Raw genomic sequence first — 6,162 nt, 5'->3', positions numbered from 1 at the left:
ACGGCAATGTTGCGCTTGATCTGCCATCCGCCGCATTCCGACTGCGCCGTTACACCCTGCCCCAAGCGGGCATATGTGGCCGGACTACCTGTTAGGCGCGTTAACAGTTTCACAAGCTCGTCGTCGGGCAGGGGCCAATACAGGCCGAGGTGAACATGAAGTCCAAGCCGTGCGCCTTCGTCACGCGACCAGATGCAGGCGAGCGGATACCCTGCCTTTCTTAGCAAGCGTGCCAGCTCTGCGCGGAGGCGTTCATTCCGGGCTTTGTCGTCTAGCCCGAGGATGTTTCCCTCTATCCTTTCGCCGCCGTAGCATCCGCCCCAGGTGATCGTTATGCGATGTTCCAAGGGCCACCCCATGAAGTAGGCAAATGCTGTGGCGTCTGCGAAGTGATCCGCTTGCCGCTGTAATCGCGCCTGCTTGTCTTGGGCCGCTCGACGTTCACGGGCGTTCATTCTGCGCCGCGAATGATCCGTTACCCGTGACAGGGCTGGGGAGCAGGTGTTTTCTCCTACTAAGGATACGCGCGCGTAGGAGCTTGCCGTTGAACCGGCATATCCTTTTGTGGTTTGGCTATTCGCGTTGACCTGAGCTTGATGCAGCGTCACGAAATATCACCCATCTATTTTTCTCAGGTATTTTCTGCCGCCGCGTTTTCGTGCTGGCCTAGCCATGCCTCGAAGGCGTCCGGCCTGATCCGCTGCACTGTGCCGATCCGCACAATGGGGGGCGTCCGCTTTTGGGCGACGAGCTTTTGCCAGGTGCTCCGGCTGATCCGCATTGCTGAGATCACATCCGCCACCGTCATGAGCTGATCTTGTGCACCTTGAGCCATATTCCGCAAATCCTTGTGCCTGACACCGCATCTTGTGGATGCAAGTATACGACAACAGAGGCCATGCGGAAAGGGTGAACGGAACAAAAGACGAACGAACGTTAAGGAATATCTTCTTTAGAAGATAGTTAAACAGTTACGGCAAATCTCCGTCTTGGAATGTGTTTCCTTTTCATAGCCTTGTGCCTCGATCTCACTAGGGCAAGTGGGTGATACCCCGAATGAAAGTGGGTGATACCCCGAGTGCCAGAGTGGGTGATACCCCGAGTGCTTTCACAAGGCAGGGCTAAGTTATCCACAGGCTCAGAGCTTATAGCGCCGATCTTGTCGCCATTCGATCTTGGCCGGATCACGGTTGAACGCCAGGGAAGGGCCGTTCGCCCCCTCGATCTCGTTCATGCTGTATTCGGGCAGGGCGTTGCGGGCGATAGCTTTGCGCAAGTCCCTGGCGAACTGGCCGTAGGGCTGGGCCGATCCGCTCCGGGTGTGCAAGTCCCGAAAGGTGAATATCCACCCGGCTTGCCTGCCCACATGGCGACGGGCGAGGCGATACAGGAACCGATCAAGGCCGCTTGTCAGATCGAAATACTTTGGCGAGATCGACAAAATATCCCGATCTTTCGTCACCGCTTCGAAAAGCCACAGAGGCAATTCCAGCCATGCCGCCTTGGCTTGGCCTTCGTCCGTTTCCTCGATCTTGAATGCCGATAGCAGGTTGAACCGCCCGAGGTTCCGGCGCTTGCTTTTCAGGGAACGGCTTTCATAGGCGACGGACGTTGACCCGAGGCGATGCAAGGCCGCTTTCAGCTCGCCATATCCCTTGCCGCCAGTGTCGCGCCCTACCGCCTTCAACAGGTTGTAAGGGTGAAACTCGATCCGGGCCGAGACGGGCAGGCCAGCATTCACCGCCTCGTTGATCTGCGACACCGCCCACAAGAGCACATCATAATCCCAGATCGTCGCAATGCCCGTATCCTCTGGGGCCGTAACAAGCACTTTCTGGCCGCTGGGGCCTTCCCATTCAATCCGGGTGCGCTTGTTCTTGGACAGGGCGACGAGAGGGGCGCTCATGGCCTCTCTCTCGTCCCGAAACGGCACGTCACCGATCAAGGCCACGAATAAATCTAGCTGGCGGTTTGCGCTCATGTTCTCATTATCAACCTATCGGGCGGCGGCCATCCCCGCCTTTAAGCCTTCACGGTATGGCGACGATCCGAGTGGGGTGAGCGGGGCAAGTGGACAAAGCGGGATCAAGACCATGTCACCCTTGATGGCTTTGTAGCCTTCTTCAAACCCTGCGCAAAACTGATCTCGATCGTTTGCAATGGCTGGGCTTCCAAGTGGCGCCGCCAATACCGCCAAACTGACGAGTAGTTTTCTGATCATTCTAAGCAGCCTTTTCTGAGCTTACCGCCTCAAACTGGCGATTGAGCAAGTTTCTGACTGTTGCGGCATACCACAGGCCATCCCGCGCTGTCTTGATCCCCCGAGCATTCAGCTCGTCCGCGATCTTGCGTAGAGATGCACCGCCCGCCGCGATCTGGCGAATGACGGGTAAGACGTTAGCCGCATGCATGCATGCATTTTCAGCATTCTTGGCCGCGCCTTTGCGGGATGCCTGCCGTTGTTCCTCCCTGCGCTCAGGCATGGACCAGCCCAGCGCCACGCCACGGGCCTTTGCCGCCGCTAGAGCTGCACGGGTGCGATCCGATATGGCTTGCGCCTCGTGCTCCGCCACCGCCGCCATGACGTGCAACAGGAAGCGGTTGGCCTCTGGCATATCCGCCGCCGCGATCTCGATCCCGCTTTCTAGCAGGTTGGCAATGAACGCGACGTTGCGGGCGAGGCGATCCAGCTTGGCGATCAAAAGCACCGCGCCGATCCGCTTGGCCTCTGCCATCGCGCGGGCGAGCTGGGGGCGCTCGTTGCGCTTGCCGCTCTCGATCTCGACATATTCCGCTGCGATCTCGCCCTTGCCCGCGACATGATCCATCACCGCCGCCCGTTGCGCCGCAAGACCCAAGCCACTCTGACCTTGGCGCTCGGTAGACACGCGAAGGTAGATAACAAAGCTAGTGGGCATTTAGATGGCCTTGCCGGCAGCTTGTGCGGAACCTAGGCAAACAACAGCGCCGATAGCTAAGCCCCAAACATAGTTGCTTTTTGCAAGATGCTGCCAGTACTCGTCGGATAAACCGCTGAGCAACCACCCCGTTCCTAGCGACAAGGAACCAGCGGAAACCGTCCCCGCCAGCCATCCAATTAGCATTACATACCGCACGCCACGTCTAGTCTCTGCCGCCTCTGCCGCGCTTTCTACAATTGCGAATGTAATGGCCATTGCACCCATCACGCTAACAAATAGCAGGATCATGTCCTGGCTCCCCCCAAAAAGGCTGTATAAAGACTCTACGTCCGTAGCGTGTTTATACGCATAGTTGCATGCATGCATTCTAGCAAGCATTCATTGCTTTTCGTTACCGTTTCTTGTTTCCTGCCGTCAGAACACGGGGGGCAGTAATGCAGCGTATCAACTGGGGGAAAGGCTCGTTCAGAATTTGGCTCATTCTAACGCTGATATGGGCAGGACTGATGTTCATGGATGAAAGGCCCGATCAACAGCTCAAGCAATACCTGACCGCGCGGCGCGCTATTGAACGAGCGGAAGCCTTAGCGAACGCGCCAAGCGATCCCGTAACTTTACCAAGTGGTGAGATGTCCACCCGCGCCGAAGTGGCTTCTGACCTTACATTGATGCGCGAACGGCAAGCGGCGCGGGTGATCCGCGTGACGGGATATGCCCAATCCGTTCTGATCCCAAGCCTCCTGCTTTTAGCTCTGGGCATAATGCTTGGTTGGGCAATCAGGGGTTTCCGCAAGGACAACGCAACATGAAAACGCTCGTCATAACCGCTCAGAAAGGCGGGGCCGGGAAAACGACACTCGCCCGCAATCTGGCGGTTGCCGCCGCCCAGGACGGGCAGAGGGTGCTTGCGCTCGATCTCGATCCGCAACAGAGCTTTCGGGCATGGTGGCGGGGCCGGGAAAGTGACGCGCCGATGATGCTGGCCGATGATCCCGCACCGCATGCGCTCAGGGCCACGCTAGAGGCCGCTCTGGGCCGTTTTGATCTCGTCGTGATCGACACCCCGCCCGCCGCGCCGTCATGGCTCACAGAGACGCTCAGGGCTGCCGATCTGGCGTTGATACCCGTCAGGCCATCCCCCGATGATCTCCGGGCCGTAGGGGCCACGATAGCCGCCCTGGGGGCCGCTGGCGTCCCGTTCGCCTTCGTCATGTCTCAGACGCCACGGGCCAAGCTCACAGACGAGGCCGTGCGGGTGCTTGCCCAGCATGGCCGCATTGCGCCCGTGAATATCGCCCAGCGCGTGATCTATGCCGAGACGGCCGCGACCGGGCAGGGCGTGACAGAGACGGGCGACACAAAGGCCGCGCAAGAGCTGGCCGCAATCTGGGAATATGTGAAAGGGCTGATCGAATGAACTGGGCTGTTTTCGTGATCGACGCCGTATTCGGCGCAATCCCTATCCTTGCTATCGCATGGGTTATCCGCCGCCTGATGCGTCGCAAAGCTACAGACTTAAAAGCAAACGTCACGTCAGTTTTGATTGCCGCAGTTGTGGGCTTTGTGATCCGGGGCTTCATGGAAGGGGAAGGGGGCTTTGGCCCAAGAGTTGAGAATATCGCGTCACTTTCTCAGCTCCCCGCCATCGCCGGGGGGGCGGTTGTCGCGCTCGTCCTTTCTGTTCTGTGGTGGAAGGGCAAGACCAGCCAAGGTGGCGAAAATGACTAAGAAGGGCCTCGACTTGGGCGGGATGATCGACACCGCCGCGACACCGAAAGAAACGGGCATTCCGCAAAGAGGGGCGAGGCCGCACAAGGTGAAGGCCGAACGCCGCTCCGATCAAATGTCCGTCCGCATGAAGCCCAGCACCCGCGCGTTGATCGAAAGCCTAGCCGATGCCGAGGGCGTCCCCATTGCCGAGATCGTTGAACGGGCGATAGCCGCCTACGCCAAGAATGCATGAATGCATGCATTACTTGTGAAGGTGGCAAGAAATAGGGCCGTTAACTTCAAAACGCGCCACCGCAAAGCATGCGCTCTATCTCTCTGGCCTCTCGCACCAGCTCGTTGATCTCTGCCCTTGCCTCGATCCATTCCCGCGACCGCATGCCATGACGCCAAGATGGGTGATCCGGGCCGGATGAATGCCCGCCGCCCGCACCATGAAAGCGACAGACGCGCCAACCGCGAACCGCAGGGCCTTTGCACCGTTCGCCCGTGCGCTTGGACGTTGCCGTGCATCTGGGGGCCGCATGGGCCTTGCTCATGGGGTTGTCGCCATTATTCAGCGCCGCCCCTCCCCCGTAATCTTTGAATTGCGGAAGTATGGGCGTAGTGGTGCTACGGGTTGGTGATTGTCGCGCCATAAGCTTTAGCCTGCCCCCCCGGTTTTCACGTTGCCGACGATTGCTTGCCCGCCGTCCGCGACGTTGACGTGCTGCACCGTCACCCGTTGTTCACCGCCTGTCCGGTGTTTTCTCAGGGCCTCGACCTGGGCCGCAAATGTCCGGGCGAGCTTGTTGAAACCGGTGTAATGGGCTTGGACCTGGGGAATGTTCTGGGTGTTCGCCAGCCATCGCGCCGAACGGATCGTTGCGACGTGCGTTGCCGCCATCTGCACCACAAGCATGCGCTCGACAGGATCACGCGGGGCCAGATCACGGATCACGGAAAGCATGAATATCCGCTCGTCATTGCCGGGGTGCTCGTCGCTGGCCTCGTCCGCCTTCAGGGGCTTCAGGCAATGGCTCAGAAGGGCGTTCGCTTGCATCTCGTCAGACGTGCCGAATATCCGACACAGGGCGCTTTCCGATGTTAGCTCGATCTTGTGTCCCGTCCGGGCCGATCCGCTCACCTTCACCCCGAGATCGTCCGTCTTGGCCTTTTCGATCGTTCCCATGCTGAACCTTTCATTGCTGCTCAGAGGCGATATACGGGACGCTCAGTGGCCTTACTGGCTTTCCGCATCTATCCAGCCCACATCCTGCTTCCATGCCTCTAGGGCCGCTCTCTGCGCCTCTACGGGCGCGTAGTGGATTGATCGAGATACGCCGAGCACCTTTCCCTTAATCTTTGGGGCAATCAAATGACGCTTCCCCTGATCGACTAGGTATCCCGCCCACCTTTGCGCACTCGCCAACTGCGATACGGCAATGTTGCGCTTGATCTGCCATCCGCCGCATTCCGACTGCGCCGTTACACCCTGCCCCAAGCGGGCATATGTGGCCGGACTACCTGTTAG

At 59.0% G+C, this 6,162-nt stretch carries 11 protein-coding genes; 4 read left to right on the top strand and 7 right to left on the bottom strand.

The features are described from left to right. The 5 genes from BMX67_RS19835 to BMX67_RS19145 form a co-directional block, all read right to left on the bottom strand. The coding region (locus BMX67_RS19835; RefSeq protein WP_217645926.1) for a hypothetical protein at positions 1–608 on the bottom strand (608 nt) is incomplete at its 3' end. 23 nt (positions 609–631) lie between these two features. After that, positions 632–835 carry a helix-turn-helix transcriptional regulator gene (locus tag BMX67_RS19165; RefSeq protein ID WP_090738323.1) on the bottom strand — a complete coding sequence of 68 codons (204 nt, stop codon included), beginning with the start codon at positions 833–835 and terminating at the stop codon, positions 632–634. Positions 836–1,138: 303 nt separating this feature from the next. After that, a complete protein-coding gene (locus BMX67_RS19160) occupies positions 1,139–1,981 on the bottom strand; it encodes a replication initiator protein A (protein ID WP_090738321.1) in 843 nt (280 codons plus the stop codon). A 241-nt stretch (positions 1,982–2,222) separates the two neighbouring features. After that, positions 2,223–2,918: a recombinase family protein gene (locus BMX67_RS19150; RefSeq protein ID WP_090738317.1), complete on the bottom strand. Its 696-nt coding sequence runs from the start codon at positions 2,916–2,918 to the stop codon at positions 2,223–2,225. Further along, the gene (locus BMX67_RS19145) at positions 2,919–3,209 is read right to left on the bottom strand and encodes a hypothetical protein (protein ID WP_139206587.1); all 291 of its coding nucleotides are present in this window, start codon (positions 3,207–3,209) and stop codon (positions 2,919–2,921) included. Positions 3,210–3,355: 146 nt separating this feature from the next. Between BMX67_RS19145 and BMX67_RS19140 the strand changes: the two genes are divergently transcribed. The 4 genes from BMX67_RS19140 to BMX67_RS19125 are packed head-to-tail and all read left to right on the top strand — an operon-like array spanning position 3,356 to position 4,884. Further along, a complete protein-coding gene (locus tag BMX67_RS19140) occupies positions 3,356–3,730 on the top strand; it encodes a hypothetical protein (protein ID WP_139206586.1) in 375 nt (124 codons plus the stop codon). Further along, complete coding sequence (locus BMX67_RS19135; RefSeq protein ID WP_090738310.1) at positions 3,727–4,338, top strand: ParA family protein; 612 nt, start codon at positions 3,727–3,729, stop codon at positions 4,336–4,338. The genes BMX67_RS19140 and BMX67_RS19135 overlap by 4 nt, the downstream gene beginning before the upstream one ends. Next, the gene (locus BMX67_RS19130; RefSeq protein WP_090738308.1) at positions 4,335–4,649 is read left to right on the top strand and encodes a hypothetical protein; all 315 of its coding nucleotides are present in this window, start codon (positions 4,335–4,337) and stop codon (positions 4,647–4,649) included. The genes BMX67_RS19135 and BMX67_RS19130 overlap by 4 nt, the downstream gene beginning before the upstream one ends. Then, positions 4,642–4,884 (top strand): ribbon-helix-helix domain-containing protein, encoded by a 243-nt coding sequence (locus BMX67_RS19125; protein ID WP_090738306.1) that lies wholly within the window; start codon positions 4,642–4,644, stop codon positions 4,882–4,884. Before BMX67_RS19130 ends, BMX67_RS19125 begins: the two co-directional genes overlap by 8 nt. 408 nt (positions 4,885–5,292) lie before the next feature. Here the strand turns inward: BMX67_RS19125 and BMX67_RS19120 are convergent, their stop codons facing one another. After that, on the bottom strand, positions 5,293–5,820 hold the full coding sequence (locus tag BMX67_RS19120; RefSeq protein ID WP_090738304.1) for a hypothetical protein: 528 nt from the start codon (positions 5,818–5,820) through the stop codon (positions 5,293–5,295). Between the two features lie 51 nt (positions 5,821–5,871). Further along, positions 5,872–6,162 (bottom strand): hypothetical protein (locus tag BMX67_RS19830; RefSeq protein ID WP_217645925.1); only part of this gene is annotated, 291 nt, incomplete at its 5' end.

Origin of the sequence: Paracoccus homiensis (genome assembly GCF_900111675.1) — a bacterium.
GTDB lineage: Bacteria > Pseudomonadota > Alphaproteobacteria > Rhodobacterales > Rhodobacteraceae > Paracoccus > Paracoccus homiensis.
This window is presented reverse-complemented; position numbering and strand designations above follow the sequence as displayed.